The 17941-nt window shown below is 35.6% G+C and carries 13 protein-coding genes and 3 pseudogenes; 8 read left to right on the top strand and 8 right to left on the bottom strand.

Annotated features, from left to right (window positions below):
* Positions 1–44: 44 nt before the first annotated feature.
* Positions 45–1823 carry an AMP-dependent synthetase/ligase gene (locus tag BOQ62_RS03385; RefSeq protein ID WP_129037113.1) on the bottom strand — a complete coding sequence of 593 codons (1779 nt, stop codon included), beginning with the start codon at positions 1821–1823 and terminating at the stop codon, positions 45–47.
* A 357-nt stretch (positions 1824–2180) separates the two neighbouring features.
* On the opposite strand from BOQ62_RS03385, the gene BOQ62_RS03380 reads away from it, so the two are divergent.
* Positions 2181–3320, top strand: a complete 1140-nt coding sequence (locus BOQ62_RS03380; protein WP_129037111.1) for an acyl-CoA dehydrogenase family protein — start codon at positions 2181–2183, stop codon at positions 3318–3320.
* Positions 3321–3342: 22 nt separating this feature from the next.
* On the top strand, positions 3343–3708 hold the full coding sequence (locus tag BOQ62_RS03375; protein ID WP_129037110.1) for a hypothetical protein: 366 nt from the start codon (positions 3343–3345) through the stop codon (positions 3706–3708).
* 267 nt (positions 3709–3975) lie between these two features.
* On the opposite strand, the gene BOQ62_RS03370 is transcribed toward BOQ62_RS03375, so the two are convergent.
* From BOQ62_RS03370 to BOQ62_RS03345, 6 genes and pseudogenes are all read right to left on the bottom strand, one after another.
* Positions 3976–4920: a DUF4349 domain-containing protein gene (locus BOQ62_RS03370; protein WP_129037108.1), complete on the bottom strand. Its 945-nt coding sequence runs from the start codon at positions 4918–4920 to the stop codon at positions 3976–3978.
* 326 nt (positions 4921–5246) lie between these two features.
* Entirely contained in the window at positions 5247–6638 is a 1392-nt protein-coding gene (locus BOQ62_RS03365) for a hypothetical protein (RefSeq protein WP_129037106.1), read from the bottom strand.
* Between the two features lie 158 nt (positions 6639–6796).
* Complete coding sequence (locus BOQ62_RS03360) at positions 6797–7237, bottom strand: helix-turn-helix transcriptional regulator (protein WP_129037104.1); 441 nt, start codon at positions 7235–7237, stop codon at positions 6797–6799.
* Positions 7238–8046: 809 nt separating this feature from the next.
* Positions 8047–9641, bottom strand: a pseudogene (locus BOQ62_RS03355) (peptide chain release factor 3).
* A 161-nt stretch (positions 9642–9802) separates the two neighbouring features.
* Positions 9803–10513 carry a hypothetical protein gene (locus BOQ62_RS03350; protein WP_129037102.1) on the bottom strand — a complete coding sequence of 237 codons (711 nt, stop codon included), beginning with the start codon at positions 10511–10513 and terminating at the stop codon, positions 9803–9805.
* A gap of 1 nt (position 10514) precedes the next feature.
* Positions 10515–11219, bottom strand: a complete 705-nt coding sequence (locus tag BOQ62_RS03345) for a hypothetical protein (protein ID WP_129037100.1) — start codon at positions 11217–11219, stop codon at positions 10515–10517.
* Between the two features lie 108 nt (positions 11220–11327).
* Here BOQ62_RS03345 and BOQ62_RS03340 point away from each other — a divergent pair, with 108 nt between their 5' ends.
* From BOQ62_RS03340 to BOQ62_RS03315, 6 genes and pseudogenes are all read left to right on the top strand, one after another.
* Positions 11328–12158 (top strand): CPBP family intramembrane glutamic endopeptidase, encoded by an 831-nt coding sequence (locus BOQ62_RS03340; protein WP_129037098.1) that lies wholly within the window; start codon positions 11328–11330, stop codon positions 12156–12158.
* Positions 12159–12188: 30 nt separating this feature from the next.
* Positions 12189–12775 (top strand): annotated as a pseudogene (gene rdgB, locus BOQ62_RS03335) (RdgB/HAM1 family non-canonical purine NTP pyrophosphatase).
* A 69-nt stretch (positions 12776–12844) separates the two neighbouring features.
* Entirely contained in the window at positions 12845–13759 is a 915-nt protein-coding gene (locus tag BOQ62_RS03330; protein ID WP_105702533.1) for a ribonuclease Z, read from the top strand.
* 7 nt (positions 13760–13766) lie between these two features.
* Entirely contained in the window at positions 13767–14537 is a 771-nt protein-coding gene (locus BOQ62_RS03325) for a TIGR02757 family protein (protein ID WP_410494173.1), read from the top strand.
* A gap of 12 nt (positions 14538–14549) precedes the next feature.
* The gene (locus BOQ62_RS03320; RefSeq protein ID WP_129037096.1) at positions 14550–15107 is read left to right on the top strand and encodes a DUF1003 domain-containing protein; all 558 of its coding nucleotides are present in this window, start codon (positions 14550–14552) and stop codon (positions 15105–15107) included.
* Positions 15108–15310: 203 nt separating this feature from the next.
* A complete protein-coding gene (locus tag BOQ62_RS03315) occupies positions 15311–17671 on the top strand; it encodes a choice-of-anchor L domain-containing protein (protein ID WP_129037094.1) in 2361 nt (786 codons plus the stop codon).
* Between the two features lie 83 nt (positions 17672–17754).
* Here the strand turns inward: BOQ62_RS03315 and BOQ62_RS22335 are convergent.
* Positions 17755–17941: pseudogene (locus BOQ62_RS22335) on the bottom strand (IS4/IS5 family transposase); the annotation flags it as partial.

The raw sequence follows: 17941 nt of genomic DNA, 5'->3' as shown, positions 1-17941 counted from the left end.
TCTATAAAAAACCGCTTCAAAATGAAGCGGTTGATATTATTTTTTTAATCCTGATGATCATACATCTTATTGTACAAAGCAATAAACTTCTCTTTTACCGCTTTTCTTTTCAGTTTTAAGGTTGGAGTAAGCAATCCGCTTTCAATGCTCCAAACTTCAGGAGTAAGCTCAATTTTTTTGATTTTCTCCCAGTTTCCAAGATGTTCGTTGATGCCTTCTATCTCTTTTTCAATTCTTTGCTTCAGTTCAGAACTTTTTGCAATCTCTTCCGGTGTAGAACCAATATTCAGATTGTTTCTTAAAGCCCAGTTTTTAGCAAATTCAAAATCTGGCTGTACCATAGCACATGGCATTTTTTCACCATCACCTACCACCATCACCTGCTCAATGAATTTGGAAGCTTTCGCTAAATTTTCAATGGTCTGAGGAGCAATATATTTTCCACCGGATGTCTTGAACATTTCTTTCTTACGGTCAGTAATCTGTAAAAATCCATCGCTGTCGATATGGCCAATATCTCCTGTTTTGAAGAATCCGTCCTCTGTAAAGGCTTCTTTCGTCATTTCTTCATTCTGGAAATACCCTTTGAATACGGACGGGCCTTTTACCGTAATTTCACCGTCTTCCTGAATTTTAACCTTTAAATTATCCAATGGAATACCTACGGTTCCCACTTTCATTTTATCAAAGCTGTTTACAGAAATTACAGGGGATGTTTCTGTTAAACCATAGCCTTCCAAAATAGGAATACCAGCATTTTGGAACATCAGGTTAAGCCTTGTAGACAATGCTGCAGATCCTGAAACCAACGTTACGATTTCACCACCTAAACCTTCTCTCCATTTAGAAAACACCAATTTATCAGCAATCATTTCCTGAAGTCCGGATGGCTTGGAGATTACTTTCTTTTTACTGATTAAGTTCAAAGCCCAGAAGAAGATTTTTGATTTTAATCCTCCGGCTGAAGACCCTGTATTGTAGATTTTATCATATACTTTTTCTACCAATCTAGGTACAACAGTCATGTAATGCGGCTTCACTTCTTTTACGTTTTCACCCATTTTCTCAATGCTTTCAGCGAAATAAAGAGAAAAACCGTTGTATTGATAAAGATAAAACAGCATTCTTTCGAAGATATGGCAGATAGGAAGGAAGCTTAAGGCTCTTGCATCTTTATAATCGAAACCTCTCTTTTTGGGAATCCTTGGAATAGCTCCTAATATGTTAGATACTATATTATTATGCGTAAGCATTACCCCTTTAGGTCTTCCGGTAGTTCCGGAAGTATAGATAATAGTAGCAAGATCTTCCGTATTGATCGCATTGGAAAGATCATCCACTTCAATTTGTGTAGATTCATCTTTACCCAGGTCCAGGATTTCTCTCCAGTTGGCAGCGCCGCTGATATTATCAAAAGTAAAAATACCCTGTAAGCTTGGAATATTATGTTTTACTTTCATTACTTTATTCAAAAGTTCTTTATCAGAAACAAAACAGTACTGAATTTCAGCATTATTGAAGATGAATTCATAATCTTCAGGAGAAATACTAGGATAAACCGGTACGGAAACAACTCCGATTTGAGAAAGTCCGAAATCCATAATAGCCCATTCAGTACGGGAATTAGTGGTAATCAAAGCGATTTTGTCACCAGGTTTTATACCTAGCTTCAGCAATCCTCTGGATATCTTATTTCCCTCATTAATAAACTCCTGGGTAGAAGTTTTTTTCCACTCACCCTGATACTTGGTAACAAACATATCCGTTTTAGGATATTTTTCTAAAGCATAGTGCGGTATATCGAATAATCTCTTGATCGTCATGATTTTTTACGTAATTTATAAAGAAACTTAAATATAAGCATTTTTTTTAATTGAAAACATCTGCATGCAATAATTAGAAATAAGTTAAATGCTAACCATAATATATAGAATCAAAAAAGAGGCCGGAAGCCCTGAAAATGGGATTTTATATTTTAAATTGATCTTTTGGGAATTTTTATTTTTTCTGAAGAATCTCATCTTGTTTTTAGATCTCATCACTCCCAATCCCAAAACAGGCATCCAGGATCGTTAAACTTCCCAAAATGTCCTTTTCTTGTTCGTTTTTCCGGCTTTCAATTTAATTTTTTCAGATTTGCTTAAAAAGTGTAAATTTACGGCTATCTAATTATTTTTTTTATGGACTTTAATTTATCGGAAGAACAGCTGATGATTCAGCAGGCAGCAAGAGATTTTGCACAAAACGAATTATTACCAGGAGTGATTGAAAGAGACCGTGACCAGAAATTCCCTGCAGAACAGGTGAAGAAAATGGGAGAAATGGGACTTTTAGGAATGATGGTAGATCCAAAATACGGCGGTGCAGGTATGGACAGCGTTTCTTACGTGCTGGCGATGGAGGAGATTGCAAAAATAGATGCTTCTGCAGCTGTTGTAATGTCTGTAAACAACTCATTGGTTTGTGCCGGTCTTGAAAAATTTGCTTCTGAAGAGCAAAAAGTAAAATATCTTACTCCACTGGCAAGCGGACAGGTAATCGGAGCATTTGCATTATCTGAACCTGAAGCTGGTTCTGATGCTACTTCTCAGAAAACAACTGCTGAAGACAAAGGGGATTATTACCTTTTAAATGGAATCAAAAACTGGATCACCAATGGTGGTACAGCTACTTATTATATCGTAATTGCACAAACGGATCCTGAGAAAAAGCACAAAGGAATCAATGCTTTCATCGTAGAAAGAGGATGGGAAGGTTTTGAAATCGGACTGAAAGAAGACAAATTAGGAATCAGAGGAAGTGATACTCATTCTTTGATCTTTAATAATGTAAAAGTTCCAAAAGAAAACAGAATTGGTGCTGACGGATTCGGATTCAACTTTGCAATGGCTGTATTGAATGGAGGAAGAATTGGTATTGCTTCTCAGGCTTTAGGTATTGCTTCAGGGGCTTACGAACTGGCATTGAAATATGCTAAAACAAGAAAAGCTTTCAAAACTGAAATCATCAACCATCAGGCTATCGCATTCAAATTGGCTGATATGGCTACTCAGATTACTGCAGCAAGAATGCTTTGCTTCAAAGCAGCATGTGAAAAAGATGCAGGAAAAGATATCTCTGAAAGCGGAGCTATGGCAAAATTATACTCTTCTCAGGTAGCAATGGATACTACTATTGAAGCAGTACAGATTCACGGTGGATACGGCTATGTAAAAGAATACCACGTAGAAAGATTAATGAGAGATGCAAAAATCACTCAGATCTACGAAGGAACTTCTGAAATTCAGAAAATCGTGATCTCAAGAAGTATCGCAAAATAACATTTTATAAAACACACTCCCTATGAAAAAATCTTTGTGGATCATCCTCGGTGTTGTACTGTTGTTACTGGGCGTTTTTGTCTGGTACAAGTATTATTTCGTTTTTGGAGAAGGCGTAAAATCCGGATACCTGAACTATGCAATGAAAAAAGGCTATGTCTTCAAAACCTATGAAGGTAAGCTGATTCAGGAAGGATTCGGAAGCGGAAAAACAGGAACTATTACAAGTTATGAGTTTGAGTTTTCTGTAGATGACCCTGAAGTTTTCAAACAACTGGAAACCAACAGCGGAAAAACCTTTGACCTGCATTACAAAGAATACAATGGTGCTCTTCCGTGGAGAGGAAATACAAAGTTTGTCGTAGATAAAGTAGTGAATATGAAATAAAACAAATAAGGCTCTCAATATGAGGGCCTTATTTTACACCAAATCACAAAATATTAATATATGAAATAAAAATTTCCAAACTTATTTTGAACCTTGTCTTACAACGAAGATTCCTTACATTTTGCTTATACTTAAAGTTAAGAGGAATTTTCCTAATAAGCAAGTCCTTTTTTTAATCTTGGATAAAATTAAATATAAGAATTGAAGTTCAAGTCCAAACCTCATTAAAAAAATATTAAAAATCCACCCCTGAGGATGGATTTGAATTTAGTGAGAATCATTATTAGGAATATTTTTATTCTTCTTTTTATAAAAATAGTATCCAATACCTGCAATCAGGAATAATGGCCATAAAGGAAGGATAAACAAGAAAATAGAAGTGATCACATCCCAGCCTGATTCAATAGCCGCCAAAGATTTTCCACCGAAAGTTTTAGGCTCTGTTTCTGTTTTAGCTTGATCAGTGATGTTGATATTGATCATACAAATAGTATTATCTACGTAATTTCTTCCTGAAACCTGAATATCTTTTGTATCAATATCTCCTACATTATCATTGATTGCATCCATTAAACCATCAAAATGCTGGATAGGAACTTTAATATCAAGATTGTATACTTTTTGATCATCTCCATGAGGGCGGGCAGATTCTACATAAGAAAGATTTTCACTTTTGATGTAGCCATTATTTCTGTTAGCTTCTTCTCTGATGATTTCCTTCACTGTTTCAGCGTTCTCTGCTCTTATGACAAGATATCCTGATTTTACCATTTTATCTTTAGGCATATTCAGTTCATAACTGTCATTTTTAGGTTTGTCTTTATAAATAATCTTGGTTTCTTTAATAACTTTTGGAGCCGGAGCTTTTACAGCAACCTTTTCAGGTTTCTTCTCAACAGAGTCCTTTTTCTCTATCTTGGATTCCAGTTTTGTATTGGCAATTTTATCAGATAAAGAATCTACCATTTTGGAAGTGTTCTCTATTTTTTGCTGAATGTCATTTTTAGTGTTTTCAAAATCTTTTATTTTAATACTGGCAGAATCCAGAACTTTATCTGCTGTTTTATTGGCATTGTCAATGGTTTCTGTAGCAACAGCTGCAGCGCTGTCAGCGGTATGAATTACTTCGTGAAGCTTATCTTGTGCAGCTTCTCCTTTTTTACACATAATGAAAGTGCTGGATACAGCAGCGAGTAATATGAACTTTTTCATAACATTAATTTTTTTGATGAAGTAAAATTAGAAGGGAAGTTCTTGTAAAGATTGTAAATGAAATGTATTGTGCTGGTAAAATGATAACTGTTATATTTCCAGTGTTTTGTGTTTGTTTTACAAAAGATTTACAAAACGTTTTTGGTTTTAAATACAATCATGTCAATGCATCACTGAATCTTCATTTGATTTAAATAATGCTTGAAAATCATTTAAATGATATCAAAGCCACACTCCATTGAGTGTGGCTTTGATATATTTTTTAATTTTGAATGTACCTAAAGAAAATTCATATGTGTGTAAAATCTTTTTTAAAAGCTCTTAGTTTAAAATTGCTCAGCGATAATAAGGAATGTATAAGGGTTAGGTCCATTAATATAAAAAGTAACTCTGTAATAAATATTCTTAGCATAATCTACAATATTTAATACATTGAGTTCCCCTACAGCAATAGAGTTTGCAGAACCTGAATAGAGATTTTGATAGGTAGTATAGTTAGCAGAAGTAAAAGTCAAAGGATTATTAATGTACTCATAACCATTAGTGGCAAAATTTGTTTGACCACCAACATAAATAACTCTAGAGCTGCCAGGATCTGAAACCAATCTTATTTGTGGTCCTTTTCCACAGCTGGTGCAAGGTACTCCACTATCAAACCTAAACATCATATCTCCAACTATAATCACCTGATTGGCATCACTTGTTGTACCGGAATAAAGTAGCTTTTTTACTGAATTTCCAGATGCTGCAAATGTTCCTACATTAGCTGTACACCCAGGTGTCCCAAAAGTGCTTCCTAATGCAAATGATGCGAGGTTAGGACTGCTTTGTGATGGAGTCCCGGTTACCAGATAAGTAAGGCTTCCATCTCCCAGATTTAATTTTCCTGGCTGTAATGTTGCCGTTAATCCTGTGTTCCCTGTAGATGGGATTGGAGTTCCGCTTCCATAGCTTGCTCCATTTCCACCGGTATACGGGACATACATATAACCTGAATAAGGTACATTAGCTATTAATTGGGTCGGAGACAGTGTAGCTGCATTACATTGTAACGAAGTAATGGAAGGATTCACTAGAGTGGAGTTTTCTAAACTTCTCCACTCACTCCCATTCCAAAATACATATCCTACATACTTAAGGCTATCTGCTCCCGTATTATATACCAAAATACCAGTAGCAGGAGTATTGATTGTACTTTGATCAGTAATACTTTTCAAAGCTACCCTTGGTAATATTACCCCTCTGTTGGTTGATGTAATATCCAAAATAGCAGATGCATCCGGCAGATTGGTTCCTATACCGACCGCTCCGTTATCTTTGGCTACAAAATCTGTTCCTGCATTTCTGGCTGTGGCTCCGTCAGACTGGGTTCCTAATTTTACCATGACATTTGATGTGTCATTTATCCACGCATCATTGGTATTATCTCCGGAAGCACCTCCGAAACCAGTCCATGCTGTACCATTCCAATAATAAAACCCTTGTGTAAAAGAACCTGTATTGCTAACTAAATACACCAATTGCCCATTTACTGAGCCATTTACAGTTAAATCATTTACTCTTGGTACAAGTACTCCGTCTGTGGAGCTCACAGTACCTAAATGATTTTTAGCTCGGATATCTAAAGTGGATTCAGGCGAAGATGTGTTTATACCCACCTGTGCGAATGTAAATGATGACACTGTAAGCATTACAACTGCTGATAATAATTTTTTCATTCTTTAAAATGTTTTTATTGTGTTTGTTTTTTCTTCTGGTAAAATTATATTAATGAGAATGAACAGAAGTATAAAGTACTCACGCTAAAACACTTATGTGTCCCCTTAAGATCACTCAAATTGGTGATGCTTTGATTTTTAGTGGTTTATTTTGGGAATTATATTTCATTAAAGAATAACATTAGATTGATGCCTGAATCCAGATTCAGCTTTTTTCTCACCCTGTATTTGATGGATTCAATCGCCTTATAAGTAGAATTTGTTGCTATGGCGATTTCCTTTGTTGTAAGTCCCAGCTTTATTAAAGCACAAACTTCCAGTTCAGTATCATTAATTTTAGGACATAATTCTCTGATTTTATTCACGAAAAAAGAATCAGTGGTCATAAACAAAGGCATAAAAGATCCATCCCCTCTGTTGATGGCCTCGAAAATATCAGTCAGTTTTGTAGAATTCGTTTTTTCCTGTACTATATAGGTAGATTCTTTTGCCAAAGATTTGTTTTTAAACCAAAAATCTGCGATGTAATAAAAAAGCAAGCCTATTGCAAATGCGGAAGTAGCGCGCAGGTAGCCAATATATACACTGCTATCTCCCATAGATCTCAGTGTATTATTTTTTCCCTGAAAAAGAACAGCAGTAATGTAATGCTTATGATGATCAATAAATATAAAATAATCCTTTGTACATCCCTAAATAAAAAGAAAGCATATAAGTATAATAAACAGAAGACAGGAACAAAAAATAAATCCAGAGAAAAGTAATGACACAGAAAAGAAAAGTACACGATTACAATTACCATGCATGCAAAACTTAGTTTTTCTATAGCTGGCTTATTAATATTAACCAGTAAAATAAGGTTGAATATCCATACAGCCAGAGTAGGGTATAATAGTATTTTTTTACTGCTGAAAAAGAAATCAGCAACACCTATAAAGAAAAATATGATGGAAAGAGTGATAACTGCTCTTAATAATAATTTTGTTTTTTCATTTTTCATTTTTTCTTTCATGGCATTTAATGTTTAAAAAATCTTCATAATAATAGATGATAAGGGGACATATTTTGTAGAGATTAAGACATCACTTAAAAACCCTTATTGTCTCTTTTTATGATACTTCTGATAAAGAATGCTGTATTCTATATGGTTTTCGACTTAGATCTGCAAAATTAGCGGATTCAGACAATCAAGTATTTTAAATATAAGTGAGATTTAAAATTTCACTATTTTTTTATAAATGATTTTAAATCATTATTTTACATAAGTTATTATAAAAAAATGAAATAATTATAGTAAAGAACTTTTTTAAAGAATGAAGAATTATTAAACATAAAAAATCCGCAGAAATTTTTCTGCGGATTTATACTGTAAACAACTTCGCTTTTTCGCGATTTTGTGTTTTATTGTCTAGTTCTCTCTGAACTCACTGATGAAGTGTAATTTCACATTCGGGAATTTCTCCTGCGTCATATGAATAGTGAAAGAAGAGTCTGCAAGGAATACCAATTGATTGTATTTGTCCCTCGCAAGGAATCTCTGTTTTAATCTTGCAAATTCTTTGAATTCTTCAGACTTTTCATCAGCTTCTACCCAACATGCTTTGTGCATTGATAGAGGTTCATAAGTACATTTTGCACCATATTCATGTTCAAGACGGTATTGAATCACTTCGTACTGAAGGGCTCCAACCGTTCCAATGATCTTTCTGTTATTCATTTCAAGGGTAAATAACTGTGCAACTCCTTCATCCATTAATTGATCAATACCTTTTGCCAATTGCTTAGCCTTTAATGGATCATTGTTATTGATATAACGGAAATGCTCCGGAGAGAAGCTCGGAATACCTTTGAAGCTTAGTTTTTCCCCACCAGTCAATGTATCTCCAATTCTGAAACTTCCTGTATCATGTAAACCAACAATATCTCCAGGGAAACTTTCTTCTACCACCTCTTTTTTGTCTGCAAAGAACGCGTTAGGAGACGAAAATTTCATTTTTTACCTTCTCTTACCAGTAAATAGTTTTCGTTTCTCTTGAATGTTCCGGAAACAATCTTTACGAAAGCAAGTCTGTCTCTGTGCTTAGGATCCATATTCGCATGGATTTTGAAAACGAATCCTGTGAAAGTTTCTTCTTCCGGTTTTACCAGACGGGTCTCACTTTCTTTGGGTTGTGGCATTGGAGCAATATCAATGAAAGCATTTAATAATTCACGCACTCCAAAGTTATTTAAAGCTGATCCGAAGAATACAGGCTGAAGATCACCATTCATATAATCTTCACGATTAAACTCAGGGTAAACAGATTGAATCAGATCAAGTTCCTCTCTTAGCGTTTTTGCTGCCTTTTCACCAATCACGTCATCAATAGAAGTATCATTGATGTCATCAAACTTAATAGAATCTCCAACTTTCTGTTTTTTCTCTTCTAAGAATAACTGAATATTGTCTTCCCAGATATTATAAATTCCCTGGAAGTCACTTCCCATACCAATTGGTAAAGAAAGCGGACACACTGTTAATCCTAATTTTTGTTCTACTTCATCCAAAAGATCAAAGGCGTCTTTACCTTCACGGTCAAGTTTATTGATGAAAACCAACATCGGAATGTTTCTCATTCTACAAACCTGTACCAGTTTTTCAGTTTGTTCCTCAACCCCTTTTGCAACGTCAATTACGACGATTACGGAGTCTACAGCCGTTAATGTTCTGTACGTATCCTCAGCAAAGTCTTTGTGACCGGGAGTATCGAGAATGTTGATTTTGTGGTCTCTATATTCAAAAGCCAATACGGAAGTCGCTACAGAGATCCCTCTCTGTCTTTCAATTTCCATAAAGTCGGAGGTAGCTCCTTTTTTTATTTTGTTGGATTTTACCGCACCCGCTTCCTGAATAGCACCCCCGAAAAGAAGTAACTTTTCTGTAAGAGTTGTTTTTCCGGCATCCGGGTGGGAAATGATCCCGAAGGTCTTTCTTTTTTGTATTTCTTTGATTAAGTCTGACATATCGTATTTTGAAGTTGCAAAAATCGTGATTTTTTACGAGGTTTTCAAATTTAAATGAAGACAATATTAATTAGACAGAATAATAGAAGGATATTCAAGTTTCAGAATGATGAATATGGCTATGAACCGGTCAATAGATGGCTTTTCTTCAATACAGCTTATCAGACTATTATTTTTATTAGCAACATAAAAACATACACCAATCCTGCAGCAATCAGGATAACAATGGCTGCCATGACGTATTCAAATATCCCAAATTCTGTTTTTTGTGGTTCTGAACTAAGGTTATACTGATTAATCGCCTGCTGGCTTATTCTCAGATCCGGACGAAAGTGTTGAACACCTTTTAGAAATTGACAGTACAGATCATATTGATTACTTAAGATAATCCATTCAAAATTGAAGTCAATAGTTGTTGGTACAATTTCACCTGTTTTATTTTTCAGATAGACCTGCAATGTCGTTTTGCCGTATTTTATGGGCTGGGTGTTGTATACATGTACATCGGTGGATGAATTTCGAGCTGGCTTAAGGTCGTAATATAATATAGTTTCCATGATTACATGCTGATGGTTATAGAATGTAACTCCTTTTTCATCCACAACCGCTTTTCGTATCTTTTGTTTTTTTCTGTAAGTTAAAGCCATTATCAAAGCGATGCAACACAAGATAAGAAGGAGCTGGGCAATAAGAAGCGTGAAAAAAATACCGAGATCATGTTCCAAATATTGCCTGAAATTATTGTAAATAAGATCGAAAACAACTCCTATTACTACAATAATCAGAATGACAGCTATCCACATCATTCCCATTAAAAACCAGGTGATGGGTTTATTGATTTTAGATTCTATAGTCTGGAATTTTTCAATCATATTAATTCTTGATTTCAGTTACTAAAAAAACAAGTCCACATATAATTGCCGTGATAATAAGAGCTGCCAGCATTAAAAGCCAGCCTCCCAAAGAAACCCCTTTGTTATTCACTTTCCATGTCTCTGTATCAATAGAATAGCTGCGAAAAACCAGAGGGTCTATCTTTAAATCAGGACGGAAAGTAACAATGCCGTGTAGGAAATGGGCATACAAAATAGATTTGTTTTTTACCACTTTTAAAGGAAGATTCATATCAATACGTCTTGCAGTCTCGTCTTTTTTATCTGATATAACTGTTACTTCCAATAAAGGAGCAATACCTGATCCCACAGGATTGACTGTGTAAATATCAAAACTCTGTTTTGAAGAGTGGAGATTTGTATAGAGGATCTGATCAGCAATTTCATTTCTTGAATTATAAAATAAAAGTCCGCTTTCATCAACCACAATTGTATGGGGTAGTTTTTTTCTTTTGAAAATATAATACCGAATGGCAGGAATTAGAATGAGCAATGAAAGTCCCCAACCAATCAGCGCTGGGTAGAGCATGGCTTCAAATCCTCTCTTATAAATTCCGTAAACAGGCCCTAAAACGAAAATCAAAGCGAAAGGAATGAGAATAACAAAGAAAAGGGCATTTAGAACAATCGTCATAAATCTGTTTGTTGTAGACTCAATTCTTTGGAACGGAGATTCTGTATTCATTTTGTGATGTTCATGGATAAAGGAACGAAAATAAGAAATTCCTTTTTTAGTTGCCTGTAGCAGTCAAAAAAATTATCTTTGTTTCTCATAAACTTTTACAGAAAAAGGATGGAAAATAGCAAATATCCAAAGTTTACGTTTACTTGGTTTGGCGGTGTTGTTTTGGTGGTTGGATTATTCGTGGGAACAATGGCCGTTTCTTTATTCAGCACTTTTTGGAAAGTTGTTTTCAAGGAAAATCTTGAGCTTAAAGATTGGTTTATTATGGTGGTAAATGCTGTAGGATTCCTTACAGCTATTGCCTTCTTCGATTTTTTCATTGTAAGACGTACTACTCAAAAGAAGCTGAGCTTCAATTTATCATCAGTTAATTTCTCCACCTATCTTCTCATCTTTCCCATGATGGCAGGAATGATGTTTATTGCTGAATTTATTGCTGCTCAGATTCCTACAACAGGTCCTTTTTTTGGTAAATTTTATGATTATTTTACTCAATTGATGAGTCAGTTGACTGATAATCCTGTTGTAATGATTATCATGACCGTTATTATGGCTCCTATTTTTGAGGAAATTATTTTCAGAGGAATTATCCAGAAAGGATTGATCAATAAGGGAGTAGAACCATGGAAAGCGATTTTGTACGCTTCCATCATTTTTGGAGTCGTTCACGGAAATCCGTGGCAGTTTATCAGTGCAGTGATGCTGGGCTGTGTGCTGGGATTGGTTTATCATAAAACAAAATCTTTACTGATGCCGATATTATTGCATGCGTTTAACAATTTAACCCTGTCATTATTGGTTCTTTATGGTAAAGATGAAAGTTTTGCAAAAGTTCTGCATGTTTCAGAATGGCTGGTTCTGGCAGTGGGAATTGTACTTTTCTCTTTGTTCTACTATCTGTTTATGAAAAAGTATAAAGTACATTATGCTGAAATGTAATTAACCTAAGCTAAAGAAGTAAAATTGAAAATGAATATAGAAATGGAATTATTAGTCGCTACACACAACGAACATAAAAAAGAAGAAATTCAACAGATCCTGGGAAGTGGTTGTGTTGTAAAAAGCCTTACCGATTATAATATTCACGAAGAAATTGTGGAAGATGGAGACTCTTTCCATGCCAATGCTTTAATCAAAGCAAAATATTGCTTTGAAAAACAGGAGTTCCAAGTTTGGGTGATGACAGCGGTTTGGTAGTAGAATCTTTAGACGGAAGACCGGGAATTTTCTCAGCCCGTTATGCCGGAGATCATGATTTCGCAAAAAATATCGAAAAGGTATTGGAAGAAATGCAGAGTATTGAAAACAGAAAGGCTTATTTTGTGACTGTTCTGTGTTACTACGATGAAAACGGAGCGCAATATTTTGAGGGAAGAGTTCACGGAAATTTATTGACAGAAAATAAAGGCTTCAAAGGGTTCGGATATGATCCTATTTTTGTTCCTGTAGGGCATGACAGAACCTTTGCTGAAATGGAGCCGGCAGACAAAAATAAAATCAGTCACCGTAAACAAGCCTTAGACTTATTTATGGATTTTTTAAAAGTGATCGATTAGGTTTAAATATTAAAGGTAAATCAGCCATTTAGATTTTCTGTCGTACATTTGTTATCATAAATTATTGATTTGAGTACTTATTTAACAATATTAGGCTTTAATTCTGCTATCCCAACCATCAACACATCACCCACAGCACAGCTGCTGGAAATGGAAGAAAGACTCTTCCTGATCGATTGTGGAGAGGGCACGCAGGTACAGCTGAGAAAAGCAAAAGCAAGATTTTCAAAAATCAATCATATTTTTATTTCCCATCTTCATGGGGATCATTGTTTTGGACTTCCGGGGCTTATTGCTTCTTTCCGTCTTTTAGGAAGAGATATGCCTTTGCATGTTTATGGTCCCAAAGGGATTAAGAAGATGCTGGAAACCATTTTTCAGATCACAGAAACCCATCGGGGTTTTGAGGTGGTTTATCATGAGCTAGACAAAGATTATTCTGAAAAAATATATGAGGACAACAGGATAGAAGTATATACTATTCCGTTGGATCACAGGATTTACTGCAACGGGTATCTTTTTAAAGAAAAACCGAAAGACAGGCATCTTAACATGAAAGAAATTGCCAAGTACAGCGAGATTGAAACCTGTGATTATCATAATATCAAAGCAGGGAAAGACTTTGTGCTGAGTGATGGTTATGTGCTTAAAAATGAAATTCTGACGCTTGAGCCTGCTCCGTCAGTATCTTATGCATTCTGTAGTGATACCCGTTATCTTGAAAGCGTCATTCCGATTATTAAAAATGTGACGGTTCTCTATCATGAATCAACATTTTTACATGATCTGAAAGAAATGGCTGATTATACAGGTCACACCACAGCGTTGGAAGCGGCAACTATTGCTCAGAAAGCACAAGTTGAAAAATTGATTTTAGGACATTTTTCCAACAGATATGGAGATCTGACCGTGTTTACCGATGAAGCCAGAGAAATTTTCCCCAATACATTTTTGCCAAAAGCATTGGAAAGTGTAAAGATTTAGAATGAATATGCTGAAATTTGAAGAACTGAGAGATTTTCTCAACGAAAAAGCGGATCAGTACAATGCCCCCGATTTTATTGAAAATGATCCGATACAGATTCCGCACCGCTTTTCTTTAAAACAGGATATTGAGATTGCAGGATTTCTCGCAGCTACAATCTCCTGGGGGAACAGAAAGTCTATCATTAATTCTGCAGATAAAATGCTGGATATTATGGGAAATTCTCCCTACGATTTTGTGATGAATTATTCCGAAAAAGATCTGGAAAGTATTCAGGATAAAAGCATTCACAGAACGTTCAACGGGCAGGATTTTTCCTATTTCATCAGACAGTTCAACAGAATTTATAAAGAAAATGAAAGCCTGGAAAGTTTATTTGAAGTAAAAAAGACAGAAAATAACTTTCTCCACGCAATAGAACGTTTCAGAAGCGGATTTCTGGAAACAGAAAAACACAGAAGTCATAAACACATCAGCTCACCTTATAAAAACTCTTCTGCGAAAAGGATTATCATGTTTTTAAGATGGATGGTACGTAAAGATAAACGGGGTGTAGACTTCGGAATCTGGGAGAATATAGATCAGAAAAATCTGTCTATTCCTTTGGATGTACATACCGGAAATATTTCCAGAAAGCTGGGATTGGTTTCCAGAACACAGAATGATTGGAAAACAGTAGAAGAACTGGATATTGCCATCAGAAAATTTGATGAAAAAGATCCCGCAAAGTATGATTTTGCATTGTTTGGATTAGGAGTAACCAAAGAACTGTTGTAAAAATAAATAAGGATGAAAAAATATAACGAAAAAACAGAAGTTCTTGAAAAAATAGCAGACAGTATTACATCATGGATAGGATCTATTCAGTCTCTGATTGTGCATACCCTGTTGTTTCTTACTTCGTTTTTGCTTCCGATGCTGAATATTGTAGATTTTGATAAGATGCTTCTGATTCTGACGACGGTACTTTCTCTGGAAGCTATTTATCTGGCTATTTTTATTCAGATGTCTGTTAATAAAAGCCACGAAAAAATTGAAGATATTCAGGAAGATATTGAAGATATTCAGGAAGATATAGAAGAAATCAGCGAGGATATTGAAGAAATTAGTGAAGATATCGAAGAGATTAATGAAGATATAGAAGATATCCAGGAAGACATTGAGGAGATCAGTGAAGATATTGAAGAAATTAATGAAGACGAAGACGAGGAAGATCACAACGAAAGAGCCAAAAATGTAATACTGAAAAGTAATGTAAACTCTAATAAAAATGAAATTAAAGCCTTAAAAGATATTATATCTCAGCTTCAGGGTGAGATTGATCAGTTGAAAAAAGAGGATAAATAGCCAAAACATTGGCGATGAAAATACAAACCAGATCAATATTTTGATCTGGTTTTTTCATGAATGAATTTCTGGTTTAAATAATTATGAAAAATGTAATGATAAGAAAAATTCATTGTGAATGTAGGTGTTGAATGATAAAATAGTGGTGGATAAGAGTGTCTTAGTACAATTATTTTTGCTACATTTGAACAAATGAAAACAAAATGTTAATCTATAGACTAAAAAACTATTTTTTCCTTTTTTCTTTTTTATTGATTTCTGTTTCTGCATTTTCTCAAACGAGACCAGTCAGAAAATCAGAGAAGATAAAACCTTCTGCTGCCGCTCTTAGGGCTGGCGCATTTATAGATGTCAATGTACCTCCTTATACCCCCTCAAATTATACTCCCGAACAATTGGTGAAGAATATTTTGATCAACGGTGGTACCAATTGTACAACAGCTAACGTTACCAATGTTACTGTATCTCCAAATCATGATGTAGGCAACAGCAACAGATTCTGGGGGTATTTTCATAAAGGAACCACAAACTTCCCCTTTACTGATGGTATCGTTCTGACTACAGGATATGCTTCAGAAGCAGGTAACAACTATGTAGCAGCGGTTGGGCAGTCAACAGGAACAGGGAGTGATGCAGATCTTGTAACAGCAACCGGAGCTACGGTGAGTTTAACAGATGCTGTAGCACTTGAATTTGATTTCGTCCCGAATTCCAATCAGGTAAAATTTAATTACATATTCGTTTCAGATGAATATACTTCCAATTATCCTTGTACAGGATATTCCGATGCTTTTGCACTTTTGCTGAAGAAAGTAGGGGACCCTACGTATACTAATCTTGCTGTATTGCCAGGTAGTGCAGGACCTGTAAGTGCTACCAATATTGTTCCTGCAGGAAATGGATTCAGCTGTGGACCTATCAATGCAAGTTATTTTGGAGCGCTGGCAAATCCGCATCTGGTTATTAATTATTTTGGAAGAACAACGCCATTAACTGCAATCGCAGATGTAATTCCAGGACAGACCTATCATTTTAAAATGGTATTGGCAGATGCAAAAGACTCTTCTCACGACTCAGCAGTGTTCTTAGAAGGAGGATCTTTTGATGTTGGAATTAAAATCGTAGACGAAGCAGGAGTCGTTTTACCGGGCAGCATCAACATGTGTGATAATACCCCGAAACAGTTGAAGGCTCAGGTGGCAGCAATTCCGGGTATGACTTATCAATGGTATAAAGATGGAGTTGCTATTCCGGGAGCAACCAATGCTGTTTATATTGCTAATCAGCCAGGAGTATATACGGTGAAAGTAATGGTTCCTGGCAATCAATGTCCTAGTGAAGCAACCATTACCATTATCGGCGGAACAAGTCCTACTGTTCAGAATGCTGAGCTTAAACTTTGTACAACCCCTACGGTTACTACCTTTAATTTAGAAACAGCAAAACCTTTAATCAGTACAACGCAGGGAGCGGTATTCCGTTTCTATGCCAATCAGGCTGATGCACAGGCTCAAAATAACAGTTATATTACCAATCTGACCAATTATACCGGAACTGATGGACAAATTTTATATGTATTGGTTTCTAATGGTGCTTTTTGTAGTAAAATAGCAACCTTAACATTAAGAAAAGAAGAAACGCCCACAGCTTTAGTAACTGCTCCAAGATTAAAAATCTGTGCCGGAGAATCTGTATTGCTGACTGCTACTGGTGGAGTAACATACCAGTGGTCTGATAATGCAAGCACTACAGGTGGAATAAGAACAGTAAGCCCTACCCAAACCACTACCTATACAGTATACGCTATCGGAGCACAGGGATGTAAATCTTTACAGCCTGCACGCATTACCATTGAAGTGGTACCAGCCATTGTTTCCAACTTAAAAGGGGGGCATATTTGCCAGGGAGATAAAATTATCTTAGATGCAGGTTCAGGACCTAATTATACTTACCAGTGGAGTAGTGGCGAAACAAGCCAGAGCATTACCGTTGGAACTCCGGGAGAATATTCTGTAATAATCAGCAATGGAGTATGTTCTAAAGAATTCAAAACTCAGGTTATTAAAGCGGTAATCCCTGAAGTGATAAAAGTGGATTATAATGATAAAGGAACAATGATCATTACTGCAAGTAATCCAAGTAACGGTATCCTGGAATATTCAGTAGATAATGGTGTTACATGGCAGTCTTCCAATGTATTTAACAATGTACCTAAAAATAAAGTTATTGCCATCAGAGTAAGAGTGAAATTTACAAGTTGTGTAGGCTTCCTTGAGTTCTTTACATTCGTGATGAAAAACGTTATTACGCCAAACGGAGATAATGTTAATGATATTATTGATTTCAGCGGAGTAGTTAATTATAAAGACTTCAGTGGGCAAGTATTCGACCGATACGGAAGAGAAGTGTTCAAAGCATCGAAGATAACACCATATTGGGATGGATATTTCCAGGGTAAAAAATTGCCTACCTCCACGTATTGGTATCAGGTGACTTTCGAAGACCCTGCGAGTAAGGAAATTACAGTAAAAACCGGATGGATATTGCTTAAAAATATAGAATAATTTAAACTATATTAAACGATAATAGAAAGACTGGCTATTTTGTTAGTCATGGTCGGAAGAAATTTCCGACCATTTTTTATGTTTTAAGTTTTGAAGACTTTTGCAGGATCACCCCCCGCAAATATTATTAAAATTGCGGTAATCATATCCCGAAGTTCCATAGCGATGCGTCTTTTAGCTGTTTTATATCCTAAATTGTTTACTTTTTTGTAAATCAAGAGCAGCATAGAAGCAATCATTGTCATGTAGAGCATTACTTCAATTCCGTTT

The organism is Chryseobacterium sp. CH21 (genome assembly GCF_004119445.1).
In the GTDB taxonomy this organism is placed as follows: Bacteria; Bacteroidota; Bacteroidia; order Flavobacteriales; family Weeksellaceae; genus Chryseobacterium.
This window is presented reverse-complemented; position numbering and strand designations above follow the sequence as displayed.

Coding starts and splice junctions, on each gene's coding strand:
- BOQ62_RS03385 (WP_129037113.1), bottom strand. CDS start 1,823: ATGACGATCAAGAGATTATTCGATATACCGCACTATGCTTTAGAAAAA.
- BOQ62_RS03380 (WP_129037111.1), top strand. CDS start 2,181: ATGGACTTTAATTTATCGGAAGAACAGCTGATGATTCAGCAGGCAGCA.
- BOQ62_RS03375 (WP_129037110.1), top strand. CDS start 3,343: ATGAAAAAATCTTTGTGGATCATCCTCGGTGTTGTACTGTTGTTACTG.
- BOQ62_RS03370 (WP_129037108.1), bottom strand. CDS start 4,920: ATGAAAAAGTTCATATTACTCGCTGCTGTATCCAGCACTTTCATTATG.
- BOQ62_RS03365 (WP_129037106.1), bottom strand. CDS start 6,638: ATGAAAAAATTATTATCAGCAGTTGTAATGCTTACAGTGTCATCATTT.
- BOQ62_RS03360 (WP_129037104.1), bottom strand. CDS start 7,237: ATGGGAGATAGCAGTGTATATATTGGCTACCTGCGCGCTACTTCCGCA.
- BOQ62_RS03350 (WP_129037102.1), bottom strand. CDS start 10,513: ATGATTGAAAAATTCCAGACTATAGAATCTAAAATCAATAAACCCATC.
- BOQ62_RS03345 (WP_129037100.1), bottom strand. CDS start 11,219: ATGAATACAGAATCTCCGTTCCAAAGAATTGAGTCTACAACAAACAGA.
- BOQ62_RS03340 (WP_129037098.1), top strand. CDS start 11,328: ATGGAAAATAGCAAATATCCAAAGTTTACGTTTACTTGGTTTGGCGGT.
- BOQ62_RS03325 (WP_410494173.1), top strand. CDS start 13,767: ATGCTGAAATTTGAAGAACTGAGAGATTTTCTCAACGAAAAAGCGGAT.
- BOQ62_RS03320 (WP_129037096.1), top strand. CDS start 14,550: ATGAAAAAATATAACGAAAAAACAGAAGTTCTTGAAAAAATAGCAGAC.
- BOQ62_RS03315 (WP_129037094.1), top strand. CDS start 15,311: ATGTTAATCTATAGACTAAAAAACTATTTTTTCCTTTTTTCTTTTTTA.